The 21301-nt window shown below is 63.9% G+C and carries 18 protein-coding genes; 11 read left to right on the top strand and 7 right to left on the bottom strand.

Features of this window, described 5'->3' with window-relative positions; translation table 11 throughout:
- Positions 1–2: 2 nt before the first annotated feature.
- From chvE to ytfQ, 6 genes are all read right to left on the bottom strand, one after another.
- Positions 3–1103 carry a multiple monosaccharide ABC transporter substrate-binding protein gene (chvE, locus tag OCW50_RS00720; RefSeq protein ID WP_373371288.1) on the bottom strand — a complete coding sequence of 367 codons (1101 nt, stop codon included), beginning with the start codon at positions 1101–1103 and terminating at the stop codon, positions 3–5.
- A 254-nt stretch (positions 1104–1357) separates the two neighbouring features.
- Positions 1358–2128, bottom strand: coding sequence for a FadR/GntR family transcriptional regulator (locus OCW50_RS00715; protein ID WP_262271623.1), 771 nt, complete (start codon positions 2126–2128; stop codon positions 1358–1360).
- An 18-nt stretch (positions 2129–2146) separates the two neighbouring features.
- Entirely contained in the window at positions 2147–3106 is a 960-nt protein-coding gene (gene yjfF, locus OCW50_RS00710) for a galactofuranose ABC transporter, permease protein YjfF (RefSeq protein WP_373371274.1), read from the bottom strand.
- Positions 3103–4107 carry a galactofuranose ABC transporter, ATP-binding protein YtfT gene (gene ytfT / locus OCW50_RS00705; protein WP_262271624.1) on the bottom strand — a complete coding sequence of 335 codons (1005 nt, stop codon included), beginning with the start codon at positions 4105–4107 and terminating at the stop codon, positions 3103–3105. Before ytfT ends, yjfF begins: the two co-directional genes overlap by 4 nt.
- The gene (ytfR, locus tag OCW50_RS00700) at positions 4108–5616 is read right to left on the bottom strand and encodes a galactofuranose ABC transporter, ATP-binding protein YtfR (RefSeq protein WP_262296338.1); all 1509 of its coding nucleotides are present in this window, start codon (positions 5614–5616) and stop codon (positions 4108–4110) included.
- A 68-nt stretch (positions 5617–5684) separates the two neighbouring features.
- Positions 5685–6647 (bottom strand): galactofuranose ABC transporter, galactofuranose-binding protein YtfQ, encoded by a 963-nt coding sequence (gene ytfQ, locus OCW50_RS00695; protein ID WP_315974386.1) that lies wholly within the window; start codon positions 6645–6647, stop codon positions 5685–5687.
- A 164-nt stretch (positions 6648–6811) separates the two neighbouring features.
- Between ytfQ and OCW50_RS00690 the strand changes: the two genes are divergently transcribed.
- From OCW50_RS00690 to OCW50_RS00665, 6 genes are all read left to right on the top strand, one after another.
- The gene (locus OCW50_RS00690) at positions 6812–8545 is read left to right on the top strand and encodes an IlvD/Edd family dehydratase (RefSeq protein WP_262296085.1); all 1734 of its coding nucleotides are present in this window, start codon (positions 6812–6814) and stop codon (positions 8543–8545) included.
- A gap of 32 nt (positions 8546–8577) precedes the next feature.
- Positions 8578–9516 carry a dihydrodipicolinate synthase family protein gene (locus tag OCW50_RS00685; protein ID WP_262271627.1) on the top strand — a complete coding sequence of 313 codons (939 nt, stop codon included), beginning with the start codon at positions 8578–8580 and terminating at the stop codon, positions 9514–9516.
- A gap of 407 nt (positions 9517–9923) precedes the next feature.
- Positions 9924–11606, top strand: a complete 1683-nt coding sequence (locus OCW50_RS00680) for a methyl-accepting chemotaxis protein (RefSeq protein ID WP_262296084.1) — start codon at positions 9924–9926, stop codon at positions 11604–11606.
- Positions 11607–11782: 176 nt separating this feature from the next.
- Entirely contained in the window at positions 11783–12028 is a 246-nt protein-coding gene (locus tag OCW50_RS00675) for a hypothetical protein (protein WP_262271629.1), read from the top strand.
- Between the two features lie 524 nt (positions 12029–12552).
- A complete protein-coding gene (locus OCW50_RS00670; protein WP_262296083.1) occupies positions 12553–12786 on the top strand; it encodes a hypothetical protein in 234 nt (77 codons plus the stop codon).
- 676 nt (positions 12787–13462) lie between these two features.
- Positions 13463–15019: a polysaccharide lyase family 7 protein gene (locus OCW50_RS00665; protein WP_262296082.1), complete on the top strand. Its 1557-nt coding sequence runs from the start codon at positions 13463–13465 to the stop codon at positions 15017–15019.
- A 275-nt stretch (positions 15020–15294) separates the two neighbouring features.
- Here the strand turns inward: OCW50_RS00665 and OCW50_RS00660 are convergent, their stop codons facing one another.
- A complete protein-coding gene (locus OCW50_RS00660) occupies positions 15295–15987 on the bottom strand; it encodes a FadR/GntR family transcriptional regulator (RefSeq protein ID WP_262271632.1) in 693 nt (230 codons plus the stop codon).
- A 332-nt stretch (positions 15988–16319) separates the two neighbouring features.
- Between OCW50_RS00660 and OCW50_RS00655 the strand changes: the two genes are divergently transcribed.
- The 5 genes from OCW50_RS00655 to OCW50_RS00635 all read left to right on the top strand — a co-directional run bounded on the left by OCW50_RS00655 (position 16320) and on the right by OCW50_RS00635 (position 21169).
- Complete coding sequence (locus OCW50_RS00655) at positions 16320–17333, top strand: aldo/keto reductase (RefSeq protein ID WP_262296081.1); 1014 nt, start codon at positions 16320–16322, stop codon at positions 17331–17333.
- Between the two features lie 5 nt (positions 17334–17338).
- Positions 17339–18181 (top strand): amidohydrolase family protein, encoded by an 843-nt coding sequence (locus OCW50_RS00650; protein WP_262296080.1) that lies wholly within the window; start codon positions 17339–17341, stop codon positions 18179–18181.
- A gap of 144 nt (positions 18182–18325) precedes the next feature.
- Complete coding sequence (locus tag OCW50_RS00645) at positions 18326–19066, top strand: ATP-binding cassette domain-containing protein (protein WP_262271635.1); 741 nt, start codon at positions 18326–18328, stop codon at positions 19064–19066.
- A complete protein-coding gene (locus tag OCW50_RS00640) occupies positions 19066–20115 on the top strand; it encodes an ABC transporter permease (RefSeq protein WP_262296079.1) in 1050 nt (349 codons plus the stop codon). The genes OCW50_RS00645 and OCW50_RS00640 overlap by 1 nt, the downstream gene beginning before the upstream one ends.
- 118 nt (positions 20116–20233) lie before the next feature.
- Entirely contained in the window at positions 20234–21169 is a 936-nt protein-coding gene (locus OCW50_RS00635) for a sugar-binding protein (RefSeq protein ID WP_262271639.1), read from the top strand.
- Positions 21170–21301 lie beyond the last annotated feature (132 nt).

The following is a 21301-nucleotide window of genomic DNA, read 5'->3' as shown; positions in this document are numbered from 1 at the left end:
AATTACTTGAACTGGTCTTCCTTGTAGTAGCCGCTGCCGACCAGAACTTCCTTCCAGTTCGAGGCGTCGACGCTGACCGGCTTCAGCAGGTAGGACGGAACCACCTTCACGCCGTTCTCGTAGGTCTTCGTGTCGTTGACCTCCGGCTGCTTTCCGGAGAGCACGGCATCGACCATGTTGACCGTGACCTTGGCAAGCTCGCGGGTGTCCTTGAACACCGTCGAGGTCTGCTCCTTGGCAAGGATCGACTTGATCGAGGGGACCTCGGCATCCTGGCCGGTGATGACCGGCATCGGTTGCTTGGGCGTGCCGTAGCCCACACCCTTGAGCGACGAGATGATGCCGATGCTCAGACCGTCATAGGGAGAGAGAACCGCATCGACGCGCTTGTCGGTGTAGAAGGCGGACAGGAGGTTGTCCATGCGGGCCTGGGCGACCGCGCCGTCCCAGCGCAGGGTCGATACCTTGTCCATGCCGGTCTGACCGCTGACCACCTTGAGCTTGCCGCTCTTGATGTAGGGGTCGAGAACGGACATGGCGCCGTTGTAGAAGAAGTAGGCGTTGTTGTCGTCCGGCGAGCCGCCGAACAGCTCGATGTTGAACGGGCCCTTGCCCTCCTTCAGGCCGAGCGCCTTCTCGATGTAGCCGCCCTGGAGAACGCCGACCTGGAAGTTGTCGAAGGTGGCGTAGTAGTCCACGTTCTTCGAGTTACGGATCAGGCGGTCATAGGCGATGACCTTGATGCCCTTGTCGGCGGCCTGCTGCAGCGCGTCGGACAGGGTCGTGCCGTCGATGGCCGCGATCACCAGCACCTTGGCGCCTTTGGTGATCATGTTCTCGATCTGCGAGAGCTGGTTCGGGATGTCGTCTTCGGCGTATTGCAGGTCGACGTTGTAGCCCTTTTCTTTGAGCACCTTGACCATGTTGTTGCCGTCGTCGATCCAGCGCGCGGACGACTTCGTCGGCATGGCCACGCCGACCGTGCCCTTATCCTGCGCCTGGGCGGCGCCAAGCAGGCCGAAGGCTCCAAGAGCCACGGCCGCCAATGTGGTGGTGAATGTCTTCAAGGTCGTTCTCCCTCTCGTCCATGCCCGGAACGACATTCTTTCGCCCGGTGCATATTCAGCATTCTTCGTTCCGGGCTCCCGGTCGGCCTCCCGCACGCGAGGCATCCATGCCGCCCTTTTCGTCCCATGATAAAGGCAGAGCCGCCCCTTGGAACAGCCCTCCCCTCCACTTTGCCGGCGGAGTGTTAGTCCGCTCCCTCCCGGCTATAAATCATACTATAATACTAATCCACGCAGCAAGGACCTCCCCGGGCGCGGATCGCCCCTGAACTGCGGTCCAGCCGGACGGCTCAGTCCACTCCGGAGAAGGCGTGGATCTGGACATTCGCCAGCGAGCTTTCCTCATGCTTGATCCGGACCCGCTGCGCCGCCTGCAGGATCAGGTCGGACATGGCGTCGCTGGCTGCCGCGGGATCGGATTGTTCGATCCCATCGTATACGGCCTGATGCTGCCGCATCACCTCGCGGAAGCGGTCGTCGCTGGATACCGGGGAGCTGATCGTGAACGAGGTCGCGAGCGCCGCGCCGATGACCGATCCGATCGATTGCAGGAAGGGATTGCCCGAAGCTTCCAGAATGGCCTGATGGAAGGCGAGGTCCGCCTTGGTGAAGCCCTGACGGCTGCTCTCGCACTGGTACATGGCCTGGAGGGCCCGATGCATCTCCTTGAGCTGGTCGGGCGTGCGCCGCACGGCGGCAGTGGCGCAGGCCAGGGGCTCGAGCATCTGCCGGATCTCGAAGAGCCATCCGAGGAAGCGGGCATCGACGCCCATCTCGAGATGCCATTCGATGATGTCGGCATCGAACATGTTCCAGTTGTTGCGATCGAGAACCTTCGTCCCGACCTTGGTTTTCGACTCGATCAAGCCTTTCGCCGCCAAGGTCTTCATCGCCTCCCGGAGGGCCGTCCGCGAGACGCCGAAGAGCTCCATCAGCTCCGCATCCCCGGGCAGGGTGCTGCCGATCGGGAAGCGCCCCTGCATGATGTTCTGGCCGATCCCATGGGCAACGAGATCATGGGCGGATCGCGCTCTCGAAGGCCTCTGGATATCGTTCAGCAACACCCGTCTCCTTTTGCTCTACCGTGTTCGAAGCGATGCCGCCGACAGCCCCCGCTGGAGCACGATGAATGCGAACAGCAGGGCCCCGATGGCGATCTTGGTCCACCACGAACTCAAGGTCCCCTCGAACGTGATGTAGGTCTGGATCAATCCCTGGATCAGCACGCCCACGAGCGTGCCGATGATCGTCCCGTAGCCCCCCGTGAGCAGGGTACCGCCGATGACGACCGCCGCGATCGTATCGAGTTCGACTCCCGTCGCCGCCAGCGAGTAGCCGGCAGACGTATAGAAGGAAAACACGATCCCGGCCAAGGCCGCGAGAAAACTCGACAGCATGTAGATGCGGATGGTCGTCCTCCCCACGGGCACGCCCATCAGCTGGGCCGACGTCCTGTTGCCGCCGAGCGCATAGACATTGGCGCCGAAGCGCGTGTAATGCGCCAGAACGATGCCGGCCCCGAATGTGACCAGCATGATCATGGCGATGAAGGTGAGCCTTCCCCCGCCCGGGAGCCCGAAGGCGATATCCGTGATCTGACCATAGGCGGGCGCGTTGATCGGGATCGAATCCGTCGTCAGGACGAAGCACAGGCCGCGTGCCAGGAACATGCCGGCGAGCGTGACGATGAAGGCCGGAATCTGGAATGTATGGATCAGGAACCCCATGGCGGCCCCGAACAGGGCCGAGATCCCGAGGATGAGCACGAAGGCCAGGTAAGGATTGAGACCATATTTCTCGATGGTCACGGCGAGGAACACGCCCGTGAAGGCGATGACCGAACCGACCGAAAGGTCGATGCCGCCGGACAGGATGACGAAGGTCATGCCGACCGCCACGATGCCCAGGAAGGCATTGTCGGTCAGGAGATTGCCGATGACCCGGGTCGAGGCGAAGCTCGGAAACTGCGCGAGGCAGATCAGGTAGCCGACGATGAACACGGCGAGCGTCACGAGGACGGGAAGATGACGCCTGATCATGTCCTGGCCTTCCACACGGAACGGACGGCGGACAGGACCGGCGACTGGGCGAGAAGAACGGCGAGCACCACGATGGCTTTCACGATGAGGTTGTATTCCGGCGGATAGCCGCTCAGCAGGATGCCCGTGTTCATGGCCTGGATGATCAGGGCACCGATGACGGAGAGACCGAGACTGAAACGCCCGCCGAACAGGGACGTGCCGCCGATCACCACGGCCAGGATGGCGTCGAGCTCGAGCCAGAGCCCGGCATTGTTGGCATCCGCCCCGCGGATATCCGCCGTCACGATCAGCCCGGCGATGGCCGCGCACAGGCTGCACCACATGTAGACCGCGATGGTGACGACCTTGGTGCCGATCCCCGCATAGGCGCTCGAGCGCACATTGGCGCCGATCGACTCGATGAAGAGTCCGAGGGCCGTGTAGCGGACCATGACATGCGTGATGATCAGCATCACGATGGCGATCACGACGGGCATCGGCAGCATCAGGAAGGCCCCGCCGCCGATGGCCGCGAATCCCTCGCTCACGAAGGTGATGATCTGTCCCTCGGTGATCAGCTGCGCGAAACCGCGCCCGGCCACCATCAGGATCAGGGTCGCGACGAAGGGCTGAATTTCGAGCACCGCGACGAGGAAGCCGTTCCAGAGGCCGCAGGCCAGGCCGATGCCGGCCGCGGCCGCGAGAGCAGCGGGCAGCGGATAGCCCTGTGCGGTCAAGGTTGCGGCGGTCGCACCCGCGATGGCCATGACGGCCCCGACGGAGAGATCGATTCCCCGCGTCGCGATGACGAGGGTCATGCCGAGAGCCAGAATGGCCACCGGCGCGCCGCGGTTCAGAACGTCGACGAGGCTGCCGAAGAGCCGGCCGTCCTGAAGGCGCAGGGCGAAGAAGTCGCGGAAGACGAGCCAGTTGACCAGAAAGACGATGAGAAGCGCCGCGACCTGCGGAAGCCCCTTGGGAAGCGTGCGAGGAGCACTGGCCTGAATCATGCCGCTCATTCAATGGCCCGCGATGGTTGTCATGATGGTGTTGGCGCTGACGTCGGATCCGGTGAGTTCGCGCACATGCCGCCGATCGCGCAGGACGACGACCCGGTCGCTGTAGGAGGCGATCTCCTCCAGTTCCGAGGAGATGACGAGAAGGGCGAGTCCGTCTTCGCACAGGCGCTCGATCAGGCGGATGATCTCCGCATGGGCGCCCACATCGATGCCGCGCGTCGGCTCGTCGAGAATGAGGAAGCGCGGCTCGGTGGCGAGCCATCGGGCGAGCAGCGCCTTCTGCTGGTTGCCGCCCGAGAGAAGCCCGATGGGCTTCTCCGCATCCGGGGTCCGGATGTCGAGGAGCTTGATGAACCGGTCGGCGATCTCCTCCTGCCGGCGTCTCGGGATCAGACGCAGCCAGCCGCGTTGCGCCTGCAGCGCCAGGATGATGTTCTCGCGAACGGACAGTTCCGCCACGATGCCCTCGGTCTTTCGATCCTCGGGAGTGAAGCCGAAGCGCAGGCGGGCGGCATCCCGCGGCGTGGCGATGCGCACAGGCTTACCGCCGACGAAAGCCTGACCGCTGTCGGCGCGCTCGATGCCGAAAACCAGCTTGGCCGTTTCCGTCCGTCCGGAGCCGAGCAGGCCCGCAAGTCCCACAACCTCGCCGGGGCGAACCGCCAGATCGAAGGGTTCCATGAGACGGCGTTTGCCGTAATCCATGAACGCCACGAGCGGCTCTCCCGTCACCTCCCTGCGCTGGTTGCGGTGGAGTGCCTCGGCGGCCAGCTCCCGGCCGAGCATCATCGAGACCAGCTCGATGCGCGGCAGTTCGGCGATGGGACGAGACCCCACGAGACGACCGTTCCGCAGCACCGTGATCCGGTCGCAGACGGCATAGACCTGGTCGAGGAAGTGCGTGACGAACACGATCCCGATGCCGCGGCTCCTGAGGTCCCGCAGAATCTTGAAAAGAGTTTCGACCTCGTGCGTATCGAGGCTCGCCGTCGGCTCGTCGAGGATCAGCACCTTGGCCGAGAGATCGACCGCACGGGCGATTGCGACGATCTGCTGGACTGCCACCGAATAGGCGGCCAATGGGTTGGCGACATCGATGTCGAGGCCATAGCCTGCCAGAAGCTCTTCGGAGCGACGGCGCATCTCGCCCGTGCGCACCAAGCCGAATCGGTGAGGCTGACGGCCGATGAAGAGGTTTTCCGCGACCGACAGGTTCGGAAGAAGGTTGACCTCCTGGTAGACGGTTCCGATGCCGAGCGAGAGCGCGTCCGCGGGATCGCGCGCCTCGATCTCCTGCCCGTCGAGCCGGATGGTGCCGGCATCGCGCTTGAAGACGCCGGTCAGCACCTTGATCAGGGTCGACTTGCCGGCGCCGTTTTCCCCCAGAAGGCCGTGGATCTCCCCGGCCTGCAGCGTAAAATCCACATGGTCGAGCGCCTGAACGCCCGGGAAGCCCTTCGTGAGACCTCGGATCTCGAGAAGCTGAGGCTGTTCTGTCAATGGTGGAATCCCGTCCTCACCGGCCCGCGGGCGAAGCAGCAGGCGAAAGCCCGCCTGCTGCCGATCACTTGAGGATCCTAGTAGAGGTCCTTGCGCTTGTCGTATTCGGCCTTCGCCGTCTCAGGCGTGAAGACCTTGGACTCGGTCTGGATCCACTTCTTGGGCGCGGTACCGTCCTTCTTGAAGGCCATGAGCGCGTCGAGCGCAGGGCCGGCCATGTTCGGCGTCAATTCGACCGTGACATTGGCCTCGCCGTCGGACATCGCCTTGAAGATATCCGGAACGCCGTCGATGGAGACGATCTTGATGTCCCGGCCGGGCTTCAGGCCGGCTTCCTTGATCGCCTGGATCGCGCCGATCGCCATGTCGTCGTTATGTGCGTAGACGGCGCAGATGTTCTTGCCGCCACCCTCCGCCTTGATGAAGCTTTCCATCACTTCCTTGCCCTTGGTGCGGGTGAAGTCGCCGGACTGGGTGCGGATGATCTTCATGCCGGGATTGGCGGCGACGACCTGATCGAAGCCCTTCTTGCGATTGATCGCCGGGCTCGAGCCGACCGTGCCCTGAAGCTCGACCACGTTGCACTTGCCGCCGGTTTCCTTCGCCAGCCACTCGCCGGCCACCTTGCCCTCATACACGGTGTCGGAGGTCACGGCGGTCAGGTAGAGGGACTCGTCCTTCGTGTCGATCGAACGATCGAGCAGAACGACCGGGATCTTGGCGTCCTTGGCTTCCTTGAGGACCGCATCCCAACCCGTCGACACGACGGGAGCGATGAAGATGGCGTCCACGCCCTGCGCGATGAAGGAGCGCACGGCGCGGATCTGATTCTCCTGCTTCTGCTGCGCGTCGGAGATCTTCAGGTCGACGCCGCGCTTGTCGGCCTCGATCTTCGAGACCTTCGTCTCCGCGGCCCGCCAGCCGGACTCTGATCCAACCTGCGAGAATCCGACGGTCATTTTATTCTGGGCATAGGCGGCGCCTGAGGACAGCATCAGCGCAGCCATGCCGATCGTCGTCAGAAGATGACGGGCCTTCATGAGTTTTCTCCCTAAAATTTGTCGTTGCTCTTCGACTTTAGCAGCCTTATCAGCTGGCCATTAGTACTATTATATGAATCACATTGAGCGCCTATTCAACCAAAGTCGCGTTCTTTTGAGCCCCGAGCGGCGGGGCGCTACACAGTTGCGAAGGCACCGGGACCATGACCGAAGACAAGAAACGCTCTCTGCGCAGCCAAGCCTGGTTCGGCCGCCAGGACAAGATGGGATTTTATTACCGCTCCTTCCTGAAGAACAGCGGCTTCCCGCAGGACCAGTTCGAAGGCCGGCCCGTCATCGGGATCTGCAACACCTGGTCCGAGCTCACCCCCTGCAACGCGCATTTCCGCACCATCGCCGAGCATGTGAAGTACGGCGTGCTGGATGCCGGCGGTTTCCCGCTCGAATTCCCCGTCTCCTCGCTCGGCGAGGTGACCATGCGGCCGACCGCCATGCTGTTCCGCAATCTGGCCGCCATGGACGTGGAGGAGGCGATTCGCGCCCATCCTCTCGATGGCGTGGTTCTCCTGATGGGCTGCGACAAGACCACCCCTGCCCTGCTGATGGGCGCCGCATCGGCGGATCTGCCCACCATCGGCGTGTCGGGCGGCCCCCAGCTGCGTGGCGTCTATCGCGGCAAGTACATCGGCTCGGGCACCAACATCATCTCCATGAGCGAGCAGCTGCGCGCCGGCGAGGTGACCCTGCAGGAATTCCACGAGGCGGAAGGCGGAATGAACCGCTCGGCCGGTCATTGCATGACCATGGGCACGGGCTCCACCATGGCCTCCATGGTCGAGGCCCTCGGCGTAGGCCTGCCGGAGAACGCCGCGATTCCGGCCGCCGACGCCCGGCGCAACCATCTCGCCCGCATGGCAGGACGGCGCATCGTCGAGATGGTGAACGAGGATCTCGTGCTGTCGAAGGTGATGACCCGGCAGGCCTTCGAGAACGCCATCCGCACCCTCGCGGCCATCGGCGGCTCGACCAACGCGGTCGTGCACCTGCTCGCTATCGCGGGACGGGTCGGGATCGACCTCTCCCTGGACGATTTCGACAGGCTCGGCCGCGAGATCCACTGCCTTGTCGATCTCATGCCGTCCGGCCGCTTCCTCATGGAGGACTTCTACTATGCAGGCGGCCTGCCCGTGGTGCTGCGCACCCTGGGCGAGCGCGGCCTTCTGCACAAGGATGCGCTCACCGTCAACGGCAAGTCGCTCTGGGAGAATGTGAAGGACGCCCCGTGCTGGAACCGTGAAGTCATCACCACCTTCGAGGAACCCTTCAAGCCGGAGGCCGGGATCGCCATCCTGAAGGGCAACCTTGCGCCGAACGGCGCCGTCATCAAGCCGTCGGCCGCCTCGCCCGAGCTGATGCAGCACACGGGCCGCGCGGTCGTGTTCGAGACCATCGAGGATCTGCACCACCGCATCGACGACGAGGATCTCGACATCGACGAGACCTGCATCATGGTGCTCAAGAACTGCGGACCGAAAGGCTACCCGGGCATGGCCGAGGTCGGCAACATGCCGCTGCCGCAGAAGCTGCTCAAGAAGGGCGTCCGAGACATGATCCGGATCTCGGACGCGCGCATGTCGGGCACTGCCTACGGCACGGTGGTGCTGCACGTGGCGCCGGAGGCGGCCGCCGGCGGTCCGCTGGCTCTCGTGCAGAACGGCGATCTGATCACGCTGGATGTCGCGGCCCGCAGCCTGCATCTTCACGTCGAGGCCGAGGAGCTGGAGCGTCGGCGCGCCGCCTGGGTTCCTCCGGCCCCGCATGCGGATCGCGGCTGGGCCAAGCTCTACATCGACCACGTTCTGCAGGCCGACAAAGGTGTCGATCTGGACTTTCTCGTCGGACGGACAGGATCACCTGTTCCCCGCGACAACCATTGAACACGACGCCGACCACATTGAAGGGAGAAAACATGTCCTCGACCGGCAAGACTTCCACGCGCCCGCACCGCGGCGTATTCCCGGTGGCCCCCACCATCTTCGATGACGACGGCAGGCTCGACCTCGAAGGCCAGAAGCGCGCCATCGACTTCATGATCGAAGCGGGCTCCGACGGCCTCTGCATCCTGGCGAACTTCTCCGAGCAGTTCGTTCTGACCGACAGCGAACGCGAGACCGTGATGACGACGGTGCTGGACCATGTCGCCGGCCGCGTCCCGGTCATCGTCACCACCAGCCATTTCTCGACCGACATCTGCGTCGAGCGCTGCCAGCGGGCGGAGGCTGCGGGCGCCGCCATGGTGATGATCATGCCGCCTTTCTTCGGCGCGACCCTGCGGGTGTCCGAGCCCGGGATCTACGAGTTCTTCCGCAGGGTTTCGGACGCCATCGGCATCCCGATCATGATTCAGGATGCTCCCATGGCGGGCACGTCCCTGTCGGCACCCTTCCTCGCCCGCATGGCTAAGGAGATCGCGAACGTCTCCTACTTCAAGATCGAGGTGCCCGGCACCGCATCCAAGCTGCGGGATCTCATCGCCCTCGGAGGAGACGCCATCGAAGGTCCCTGGGACGGCGAGGAAGCGATCACCCTCATGGCCGATCTCGATGCCGGCGCCACGGGGGCGATGACCGGCGGCGCCTATCCGGACGGGATCCGCAAGATCATCGACCCCTATATGGCGGGCAACAAGGAAGAGGCCGCGGCCGCTTACGAGCGCTGGCTTCCGCTGATCAATTACGAAAACCGGCAGTGCGGATTGCTGGCCGCCAAGGTGCTCATGAAGGAGGGCGGCGTCATTCGGTCGGAGGCGGTCCGCCATCCGCTGCAACCCCTGCACCCGGAGACCCGCAAGGGCCTGATCGAGGTCGCCCGCCGCGTCGATCCGGTCGTGCTCCGCTGGGGCCGCTAGCGCATCGGACGGACCCAGAGGGCCGCGCCGAACGATGCGCCGCTTAAGGGGTTGAGCATCGGATCGATCCCAAAAGTGGGTCCACTTTTCACGTCCGATGCTCTAGAGAGACATGACGCCACCACCGCCGAAAGTATAACGGGCCGCGGATTCGAGGGATCCGCGGCTTTTTCTTTCCATCGGAGGCAAATATTCCGCTGTTCGACGAGACCGGGTCAACCGGGTTAAAGAACGGATAACAAAGCCGCAGAAAACGCTAAGTGTTTCCACCTATTGACGGCCGGGACAACTCTCACAGACTTTGGCGCGCCTGGTAGAGCGTGTCGTGGGGGCACGCGCCCCCCGTGGCGATGCGGGCAGGTCCACAAAGAAAAATGTCTGATAAGAATTCTACCCTTCGACACAAGTTGACGCGTTCACTCACCGGCGTGGCCGGCCGGTTCTATGCCGGCATCGCGGCGGGAATCGTAGCCCTGGTTGCGCTCGCGATCTTCGGCTCCGTCACGATCTCCACCATTCTGACCGAACAGAAGAAGACCGAGCTCAAACATCTCGTGGAATCTGCCGTCAGCATTGTGGCTGACTTCGATGCCCGCGCGAAGCGGGGCGAGATGTCCGAGGACGAGGCGAAGAAGCGTGCCTCCGAGACGCTGCGCATCCTGCGGTATGGAGGCTCGGAATACTTCTTCATCCAGGATTACCAGACGGTGATGCTGATGCATCCCTTCAACAAGACCGTGGAAGGCAAGGACAACTCGGCCGTGAAGGACGCGAATGGCGTCGCGTTCTTCAAGGAGATCGGGCAAGCGGGCCGGGCCGGCGGCGGCTTCGTGGCCTATCTCTTCCCCAAACCGAACCAGCCGGAACCGCTCCCGAAGCTCACCTATGCGGCCAACTTCGACAAATGGGGCTGGGTGATCGGCAGCGGCGTCTATATCGACGACCTGGCGGCGACGGCCGCATCCTATCGCAACCTGTTTCTGGCGCTCGTCGGCGGAGCGGCGGCTTTTCTCATGCTGATCGCCTTCGGCCTTGGCCGCAGCATTTCCAGGCCGATTCAGAAGCTCGTGGCGAACATGGGTGCGCTCGCCGGCGGCGATCTTTCCGTGACGATCGAGGGAACCTCCCGCCGGGACGAGATCGGCGTCATGGCAGGGTCCGTGCAGGTGTTCAAGGATGCCCTGATCGCCAAACAGCGGGCCGATGAGGCAACAGCCCTCGAGGCCGACGCGAAGTCCCGCCGCGCCGAGCTGCTCGACCAGCTGACGAAGCGCTTCGAGATGAACGTCTCGGCCCTGACGCAGGGCCTGTCCTCGGCCGCCACCGAGATGGAGGCCACGGCAGGGTCCATGACCGCGGTCGCGAGCCAGACGACCCAGCAATCGGTCGGCGTTGCCGCCGCCGTGCAGCAGACCTCGTCGAACGTGCAGACGGTGGCGGCCGCCACCGAGGAGCTGTCGATCTCGATCCGCGAGATCGCCGCCCAGGTCAGCCAGTCCTCGCAGGTGGCCGAGAAGGCGGTGGCCGGCACCCAGCGCACCAGCGCCACCGTGCAGGAGCTCGCAGCCTCCGCCGAGAAGATCGGCAACGTGGTGCAGCTGATCAACACCATCGCGGGCCAGACCAACCTGCTGGCGCTCAACGCCACCATCGAGGCGGCGCGCGCGGGCGAAGCCGGCAAGGGCTTCGCGGTCGTGGCCTCGGAGGTGAAGGATCTGGCGACGCAGACCGCCAAGGCCACCGAGGAGATCTCGCAGCAGATCGGCTCGGTGCAGCAGGCGACCGGCCAGACGGTGGCGGCGATCCAGGAGATTGCGCGCACGATCACCGAGATGAGCCAGATCTCGACCTCGATCGCCGCCGCCATGGAGGAGCAGGGCGCCGCCACCGCGGAGATCGCCCGCAACGTGCAGGAAGCCGCGCGGGGCACGGAAGCTGTCACCGGCAGCATCGCGGATGTGCACCAAGGCGCCGGCGAGACGAGCACGGCAGCCGGCCAGGTGTTGGGCGCGGCCCGCGAGCTTGCACGCCATTCCCACGATCTGGGCCAGGAGGTGACAGCCTTCCTCTCGGGCGTGAAGGCCGCCTGAGACCGCCTGATTCCACCTCCCACATCCCGCCCGGCTCCAACAGAGCCGGGCTTTTTCTTTGGGCACGCCCGGACAGGCCCCTCCCGGATCAGATCCCATCAGGCATTTGCCAAAAGAATGCGATGGAAACGAAAGCCATGAGACATATATGGGAGGGAACTCCTTCGAGACCTCTCATGCCCGAGTCAGACGAACAGCCGGACGACGAACTGGAAGAGTTGAACGGCACGAAGCGCGTCAACTTCCGCGATTATCCGAGCTCCGGCCTCGTGGTGATCGCAGCGCTCAGCTCGGGCCTGGGATGGATGCTGTTCAGGTGGCTGGGCAAGAAGCGCAAGGCCCGGAACGATCCCCAGGCCGACGAGAGCAAGCCTTCCGGCGCGCCGCCTGAGCCGGAGACGCCGGATGGTTCGAGCTCCTGATCCCCGCCTCGATCTATCGCGTGCTCAAGCGCACCGCGGCCGGCGTCTCAAGAGTTTACGGTAGGGAAATTGGCAGGAGGTTTTTATGGCCCGCGATGCTGTTTCCTTCGTTCTCGGCATCATTGCTCCCGTGGCTCTGGTTGGCTGGCTGCTTGTCCTCCATTGACGGGCCGGAACACTGCCGATGAGTTCCATGAGATTTGCCTTCACCGCCGGCGTCGCTGGTCTCCTGGCAGCCGGGGTCGCGCATTCGGCCGAGTTGATGCAGGGCCGGTGCCGGATGGACCATTGCGCCTGGTTCAGCATCGAGAGCCGCGACATGGTCGGCTCCAACGGGAATGGCGCCCTGTTCAAGGTGATCCCCAGGGAATGGACCTCTCATCACCCGAACGGCCGCTATGACAAGCGCCGCCCCCGATCAGGCGGCGAGGTGTCGACGGGTTACTATTTCTGCTCGAAAGCGAGGCCGTCCGCCATATGGCAAGGTGACGAGGGACATTGGCAAGGGACAATGGCAAGGGACAATGGCAAGGGACACTGGCAAGGGACACTGGAAGGTGGCTCTCCTCAACTTGGCCTCGCCCTCCGGAGCCGAACAGAATGCGGTGATCGAGTATTTCGCCGTCTGCCATGGCGTGCAGAGTGGACATGACCCGAAGGGCTCGTTCGAGTCCCTCACGGAGCGGTTCGGGTACGCGCCTGCCGAGAGCGCGGGTCTGCGAGACGTCGAACGGCCCGAGGACGTCTTGAAAGATTAGCCTTCGCGCGCGTTTCGTAACCAGCCGTTTACCTTTTGGGCGCAGCCTTCTCAGGTGCCTGGCTGGCACGGTCCTCCCTCTGGCCGCAGCGGCGGCCTCCCTAGAGCGCCAATCGACCCGGCGCTCTTTCTTTGCGACGGCCTAGCGCATCGGACGGACCCAGAGGGCCGCGTCAGCGACCCGAAGGGCCACGCCAGTGACCCGAAGGGCCGCGCCATCCGATGCGCCGGTCAAGAGAAGGAGCCTCGGATGAATCCCAAAAGTGCAAGTCCACTTTTGGGTCCGATGCTTTAAGCAACAGGCGCTGCACTACGACCTCCATTGTCGTTCCTGCACTCCCCCTTTTCACGCAAGGAGCCACGTCGCCGCAAAACCAGGCATATAATCCTCCCGCGCTCCTTGGACCCTCGGAGAAGACAGAATCCTTACCAGGGAACTCAGATTTTCCTGATAGGCCACGATGTTGCCTTATTCGGTTATCAAAACATCCGCAGCGGATATCGAGCTATAGACATCGGGGTCCGCAGTATTGTGAGCGTCTATAGCCACGTTCATTCCCACCTGTACGTATCGTGCGTTTTCTTCCGGCATAATCCTCGCTAGTTCTCAAGAGAACTGCACAAAACTTATTCAGAAGCCTCGTCAAAGGGGCTCGTTCAATTTTGGGGCATACATCATGGCTTTGAACTCTTCTGTCGCGCCAAGCGGCAACTTTGACCTGTCTAATTGGAAAATCACCCTTCCTGTGGACTCAAACGGCGGGTTCAGCGGCACCGCCATGGAAGTCAAGAACCTCTCGGGCTACCAGCACTCCAAGTATTTCTACACGGCCGCCGACGGAGCGATGACCTTCGTGGCTCCCGTCGAGGGAGCGACCACCAGCGGGTCGTCCTATTCCCGCTCGGAATTGCGCGAGATGAACGGCACCGCAACGGCCGCCTGGAACCTCAAGACCGGCGGGTTCATGAGCGCGACCCTCGAGGTCGATGCCGCGCCCAACCGCGACGGCGTGGGCGGCAAGATCGTCGTCGGCCAGATCCATGGCCAGAACGACGAACTCGTCCGCCTCTATTGGGAGAACGGCAAGGTCTATTTCGCCAATGATCAGGCCGGCTCCGGCAACGCCGAGACGAAGTTCTATTTCGTGAATGCTTCGGGCCAGCAGCCGAGCGTGTCCCTGGACGAGCGCTTCTCCTACACGATCAACGCCAAGGGCGACGATCTCGAGGTGACGATCTTCGCCGACGGCCAGGTCTACAAGTCGGTCAGCAAGATCAACAGCGTGTGGCAGTCCGACACGTTCTACTTCAAGGCCGGCGCTTATCTTGGCGCCAACGAGACGAATGGCTCAGGCTATGGCCAGACTTCGTTCTATGCCCTGAGCTTCAACCACAACGGGGTCGTCACCTCGCCGACGCAGCCGACCCCGACGCCGAACCCCACGCCTGACGCCGGCGACCATGCGCTCGTCGCGACGAGCGACAGGTATGCTGCGAACGAAGACAGGGCTCTGACCGTCTCCGCCGCCCAGGGCGTGCTCGCCAACGACGTGGCGGCCGACGGCGGCAAGGCTGCGCTTGCCGGAACCTTCGCCACGGCTCAAGGCGGCAGCGTGAAGCTGAGTGCCGACGGCTCGTTCGTCTACACGCCGAAGGCCGGATTCCATGGCTCGGACAGCTTCAGCTACAAGGTCAAGGACGTCGACGGCGATACCGACACCGGAACCGTAACCCTCCAGGTGGCCGATGCGTCCGAGCCGAACCCCACTCCGGCGCCGCGCCCGACCACGACGAAGACGATCAACGGCACGAGCGGCGCCAACAGCCTGACGGGAACGTCCGGCAACGACGTGATCGACGGCAAGGGTGGCGACGACAAGATTTGGGCCAAGAACGGCAGCGACGTGCTGATCGGCGGCGCCGGCAAGGACACCTTCACGTTCGATACCAAGCCGGGAGGCACCAATGTGGACGTGATCGTCGACTTCAATGTCGCCGACGACACGATCCGCCTCAACGACTCGGCGTTCACGACCCTCAAGTACGGGGCACTCGCCTCGAGCAGCTTCGTCATCGGCACGAAGGCGCTGGATGCGAGCGACCGCATCATCTACGACGACAAGACGGGCGTGCTCTCCTATGACGCGGACGGCACGGGTTCGACGGCCGCGGTGAAGTTCGCGGTGATCGAAAACCTCGCCAAACTCTCGGCAGCCGACTTCATCATCATCTAGCGCATCGGACCCGAAAGCGGGTCCACTTTTCGCTGACGCGGCCCTCTGGGTCACGTCCGATGCTCTAGCGCACCGTGCGAAAAAGTGGACCCGGTTTTTCGCGTCGGACGGTGCGCTGCTTCAGGAGATGAGCATCGGATCTGATCCCAAAAGTGGGTCCACTTTTGGGTCCGATGCTCTAGGCAAGCTGCCTGGGCGTTCAGAAGCGGCTTCGGCATGGACCGAAGCCGCTTCTTTTGCGCGACCCGATCACGGATGGGCCCGTCCTGTCCGTCTCAATCCTCGAGCCAGCGCTTCGTCGACGCATCGAGATGAATCCGCATCGCCGCCTGTGCTAGGAGGGGATCCGAAGCCTCCAGCGCCGCGTAGATCGCTTCATGCTCCAGGAGCGCGGTGTGCCAGCCTTCCCGGCTTTCGAACCGGACGCTGAGCTGAGCGGAAATCGGGCTGTGACGCTCGTCGAACAGGCCGCGGACGATGCGCATGAGAACGGAATTGCCGCACAGGGCCGCAATGGCGAGATGGAACTGGCGATCCTGCTCGAGCGGATCGCGGCCATCCGCGATGTCGGCCCGCATCGCCTCGAGCGTCGCCCGGAGGGACGCCAGCCCCTCAGGGGTCATGCGCGCACAGGCGAGAGCCACGACCGTTCCCTCGATGGCAGCCCGCGCCTGCATGAGTTCCGACGGGCTCTCGCCCATCGAGTTCATCATGCTCGCGGCGCGTTCCAAAGGTGTGCAGACATAGACGCCGGATCCCGAGCGGATTTCAACGCTGCCGTCGATCTCGAGCGCGATGAGGGCCTCCCTGAGCGAAGGACGCGATACGCCCAGGTGATGGGCCAGATCCCGTTCGGCCGGGAGGCGGGCTCCCGGCGGGAAATGGCCGGACTGGATCAGGCCGCGGATCTGTTCGGCGATCTGCTGGTAAAGGCGCCTCGGCTCAAGGGTCTTGGATGGGATCGACATTGGCGCGGAGCCCTCCGGACAGGAGGGAAATGTAAAACTGGCCTGACCATAGTTCACGCTCCGGTCGCTGACAATAAGGCCGAACTGACACAATTCTGCCGAAACCTTTTAACTTGACCAAATATTCCTCCCGGCCCTATTCCTATTGCAACCAATCTGGCCTGACCAATTAGGGCGGACAGAGAGCTCTGCAGCCAACAGAGCCCTCTTGCAGAGGGAGGATTCATGCGAGGCGTACGGGCCGTTCTCCGCCATTGCACCAGCACGCCGGTGAAGTCCCGAACAGCGCGACGGGCTGCGGATCCGGGACGCGCTCGGATCGGGGCTGTCCCATGAGGGCTTCCGACCGCCGCCCCCTGCCCCGCCGCGATTTGTCTCTCACGGCGCTCGGTCTCGGGACCGCCCCGATGGGAGGGCTCTACAGCCACACCCGCTTTGCGGAAGCCCAGGCGGCAACCGAGGCCGCATGGGCTTGCGGCATCCGCTACTTCGACACCGCTCCCTATTACGGCTATACGCGGGCCGAGCGACGGCTGGGCGCTCTGCTGAGCGATCACGAGCGGGACGGCTACGTCGTCAGCACGAAGGGCGGGCGCCTGATGGTGCCCGACAATAGCGTGAGCAAGGAGGAGAACGGCTGGGTCCGGCCCCTCCCGTTCCGCCCGACCTACGACTACACCTATGACGGCATTCTGAAATCCTTCGAGCACAGCCAGCAGCGGCTGGGCGTCGTCGGGATCGACATCCTCTACATTCACGACATCGGTCCCTACACTCATGGCGAACGGCATGAGCATTACTGGCGCCAGCTCACCGCAGGCGGCGGGTTCCGCGCGCTTCAGGAACTCCGCCGCGACGGAGCCGTCACGGCCATCGGTCTCGGCGTCAACGAGGCGGAGGTGGTTCAGGACGCGATGCAGGAGGCGGATCTCGATGTCGTCATGCTTGCGGGCCGCTACACATTGCTGGAGCAGATGAGTCTCCCATTGATGGAGGCCTGTGCCCACGCAGGAACCGCGATCGTCATCGCCGGCCCGTTCAATTCGGGCATCCTCGTCGGCAACAACAAGTTCGACTACCAGGATGCGCCGCCCGAGGTGGTGGAGCGCGTCCAGGCCTTGAAGGCCGTCTGCGACGAGTTCGACGTGCCTCTCCCGGCGGCCGCCCTTCACTTTCCCATGGCTCATCCGGCCGTCGTCTCCTGCGTGACCGGAGCCCGCGACGCCGGGCAGCTTCAGACGAACGTGGCATGGTTCGAGGCCACGATCCCTGACGAGCTCTGGACCGCCCTTCGCAGGCGCGGCCTGATAGACGAAGCCGCCCCCCTGCCTGGCGAAGGCGGATGAGCTCCATGCGCATCGACGCCCACCAGCATTTCTGGCTGATGCGCAACCGGGAAGGCCAGTGGCCGCCGCCGGAACTGGCTGACATCCATCGTGATTTCGGGCCGCAGGACCTGGAGCCGACCCTGATGGCCTGCGGCATCGCCGGCACGGTCCTGGTTCAGTCGCTTCCGACGATGGACGACACCGACTTCATGCTGGATCTGGCGGATCGGCATTCTTTCATCCTGGGCGTCGTGGGCTGGGTCGACCTCAAGGCTCCCGATGCCGCTCGTCACGTGGTGCGCCTCTCGGCTCATCCGCGGCTGAAGAGCCTGCGGCCGATGCTGCAGGACCTCGCCGACGACGATTGGATCGATGACCCGCGGCTCGACCCGGCCATCGACGCCATGAAGGAGGCGGACCTGCGGTTCGATGCGCTGGTGATGCCGCAGCATCTGAAGGCTCTGACGGCGTTTGCCAAGCGACACCCGGATCTCCCGATCGTGATCGACCATGGAGCGAAACCCCGCATCGCGACCGGAGAGATCCATTCGTGGCGTGGTCCGATGGCTGAGCTGGCCGCCCTCCCCCGGGTTCATTGCAAGCTCTCGGGCCTTCTCACGGAGGCCGGGGGTCGGCGCGACCTGTCGAGCATCGGACCTTATGTCGAGACTCTCCTCGACCTGTTCGGTCCCGAGCGCCTCATCTGGGGCAGCGACTGGCCGGTGCTCCGGCTCGCCGGGACCTACGAGGGGTGGCTCGCCATGTGCCATGATCTCGTGCCGGCCCGCCATCATGACCAGGTGTTCGGCCTGAATGCAGCCCGCTTCTACAAGCTCGATCCGAGGCAGAACGAGAGGGCGGCATGATGCCGGGCACCGGAAGAGACCGAACAAGCCGGCACCCTTTTCACCAAAGGTGCAGATGACACCGCACGGCCCCCCGTGCTTAGATCGGCAATGGCGCGAAGACGCCGCACAGGCAAAGGCCTGAAGTTTGAGGGAGGAACGCTCTTGTCACTCCTCGTCCTGCAAGACGTCGGAAAGGAATTCGGCGCCATTCGGGCTCTGTCCCATGTGAATCTCACCATCAAGCCCGGCGAAGTCGTCGGCCTCATGGGAGACAACGGCGCCGGCAAATCGACCCTGGTGAAGATCATTGCGGGCAACTTCCCGCCCTCCCACGGCAGAGTCCTGTTCGAGGATCAGGAGGTTCACTTCACCAGACCGGTCGATGCCCGCTCGGTCGGCATCGAGGTGGTCTATCAGGACCTCGCCCTGGCGGACAATCTGACGGCCGCCGCGAACGTGTTTCTCGGCCGCGAGCTGAAACGCAAGGTCGGGCCGTTCTCGTTCCTCGACCACGCGACCATGAACCAGCGGACGGCAGCCCTCTTCCGCGAGCTCAAGTCCGAGACGCGCCCGGACGACGTGGTCCGCGCCATGTCGGGCGGGCAGAGGCAGGCGGTCGCCATCGCCCGCACGAGGCTTGCCAAAGCCAAGCTGATCCTCATGGACGAGCCGACCGCGGCGATCTCCGTCCGCCAGGTGGCCGAGGTTCTCGATCTCATCCGCCGGCTGAAGGATGCGGGCATTGCCGTGATCCTGATCTCGCACCGCATGCCTGACGTATTCTCGGTCTGCGAACGGGTGGTCGTCATGCGGCGCGGGACCAAGGTGGCGGACAAGCCGATCAGCCAGTCGAGCCCCGAGGAAGTCACGGCGCTGATCACCGGCGCGAAGGAAGCGGCGTGATGAGCGAACTCTCTCCAGCCACCAGTTCCGACACGAGCGACTTCTCGAATGTGGGCCGGGCCCGCTGGTGGCGGCGCGGCTTCTTCGCGAGCCAGACCGCCTATGTGGCGGGGGCCCTCGTGGTCATCATGATCGTGATGTCGTTCCTGAGCTCGGCCTTCCTCAGCCCCGGCAACCTGGCCAACGTGGCCAAGAACTTCTCCTTCGTCGGCATCGTGACGCTCGGGGTCACCCTGGTGATCGTCACGGGCGGGATCGATCTCTCGGTCGGCTCCACCATGGCCCTGTCGGCGATCACCTGCGCCATCGTCATGCAGGCGTTGAGCGGCACCGCTCTCGACGGCATTCCGCTGGCCGGCATGCTGGTCTCGCTCGCCGCCGGCCTCGGCGTCGCGCTGCTGATCGGCCTGGCGAACGGGCTGCTCATCGCCCGGGTCGGGCTCTCGCCCTTCGTGACCACCCTCGGCATGCTCTCGATCGTCCGGGGCCTCGCCTATGCGGTCACGGAGGGACGTGGACAGGCTCCGACCGGACCGGACGTGAACCTCTTCTACGACATCACCGACGGCAACATCGCGGGCGTTCCGGTCGCCATCATCTATCTGATCGTTCTCGCGGTGATCATCGGCGTCGTTCTTCACCACACGGCCTTCGGGCGGCACATCTTCGCGCTGGGCGGCAACGAGAAGGCCGCGGCGCTCACCGGCATCGCGGTCGAACGGGTGAAGATCGCCGTTTACGTGCTGTCCGCGCTGTCCGCAGGATTTGCCGGCATCCTGATGGTGGGATGGCTCGGCTCCGCTCCGGCCAATCTGGCGACCGGCTACGAACTGACCATCATCGCGGCGGCCGTCATCGGCGGCGCGAACCTCAACGGCGGCATCGGTGGCCCGGCAGGAGCGGTCATCGGCGCCCTTCTCATCGAGGTGATCCGCAACGGGCTCGTGCTCGCCGGAATCAACGCGTATTGGCAGATCGTGCTCGTGGGCGGGATCATCATCCTGGCGGTCCTGGTCGACCGCCTGCGGACCCTGCGCATGACGACCTGAGATCCCGTTGTCTGAGGCAAGCTGCCTTGCCTCGAAAGCGGATGCTAGAAACCGGCCGCGAGAAGCCGGTCACCAGACCCCGGGCATGGGGCGGACAATCAACCAGGAGGAAGACATGATGAAACGCCTGATCCTTGCCGCGGTCGCCGCCGCGGCGCTCACAGCGCCGGCCATGGCGCAGCAGACCTACAAGTTCGCCATCGTGCCGAAGGCGATGAACAACCCCTATTTCGACCTCTCCCGCGACGGATGCATGAAGCGTGCGAAGGAGCTGGGGAACGTGGAATGCATCTATAAGGGTCCGGTCGAGCATGAGCCGGCAAGTCAGGCTCAGATCATCCAGGATCTGATCAGCCAGAAGGTCGACGGGATCGCCATCTCGGTGTCCGATGCGGCGGCTGCGGTGCGCGTGATCAAGTCTGCGCGCGATGCCGGCATTCCGGTCATCACGTTCGACGCCGACGCGCCGAACTCCGCCCGCCAGGCGCATGTGGGCACCGACAACCGCGCCATGGGGCGCGCTCTCGGAGAGGAACTCCTGAAGCTGCGCCCGGAAGGCGGAAAGTACGCCATGGTGTCCGGCGGTCCGGCGGCCGCCAACCTGAAGGAACGCGTCGAGGGTGTGCGCGATGCCCTGAAGGGATCCAAGTGGACGGAAGTCTCCGGCTCTCCCACGTATTGCAACGATGACCTGGCGCTCGCCGTCCAGCAGATGCAGGACCTCAAGACCGCCAATCCGGATCTCGCCGCCATCGTGCCGGTGGGCGGCTGGCCGATGTTCGTCCCCGAGGCCTACAAGAGCTTCGTGAACAAGAACAAGGAAGCCATGAGCCAGGGCAAGTTCTCGCTCGTGGTGGCGGACACCCTGAAGGTCCAGCTCGAGCTGCTGCGCGACGGCTATGCCAACGCGCTGGTCGGCCAGCGTCCGTACGAGATGGGCGAGAAGGCCATGGACATCCTTCTGCAGCTGAAGAAGGGCGAGAAGGTCCAGGACATCATCTATGCCGGTATCGACCGCGTGACGAAGGACAATGTCGCGTCCATGCTGAAGTGAACCGACGTCTTACTCCGCGTCGAATCCAGCCCTGGAGAGGTTTCCCTCTCCAGGGCTCTTCTTTTGCACGCTAGAGCATCGGATGGATCCCAAAAGTGCAAGTCCACTTTTGGGTCCGATGCCTCAGGGGGA

Source organism: Microvirga sesbaniae (assembly GCF_025460805.1).
Classification (GTDB): Bacteria; Pseudomonadota; Alphaproteobacteria; order Rhizobiales; family Beijerinckiaceae; genus Microvirga; species Microvirga sesbaniae.
Note: the sequence above shows the minus strand (reverse complement) of the source record. Positions and strands in the feature narration are given on the sequence as shown.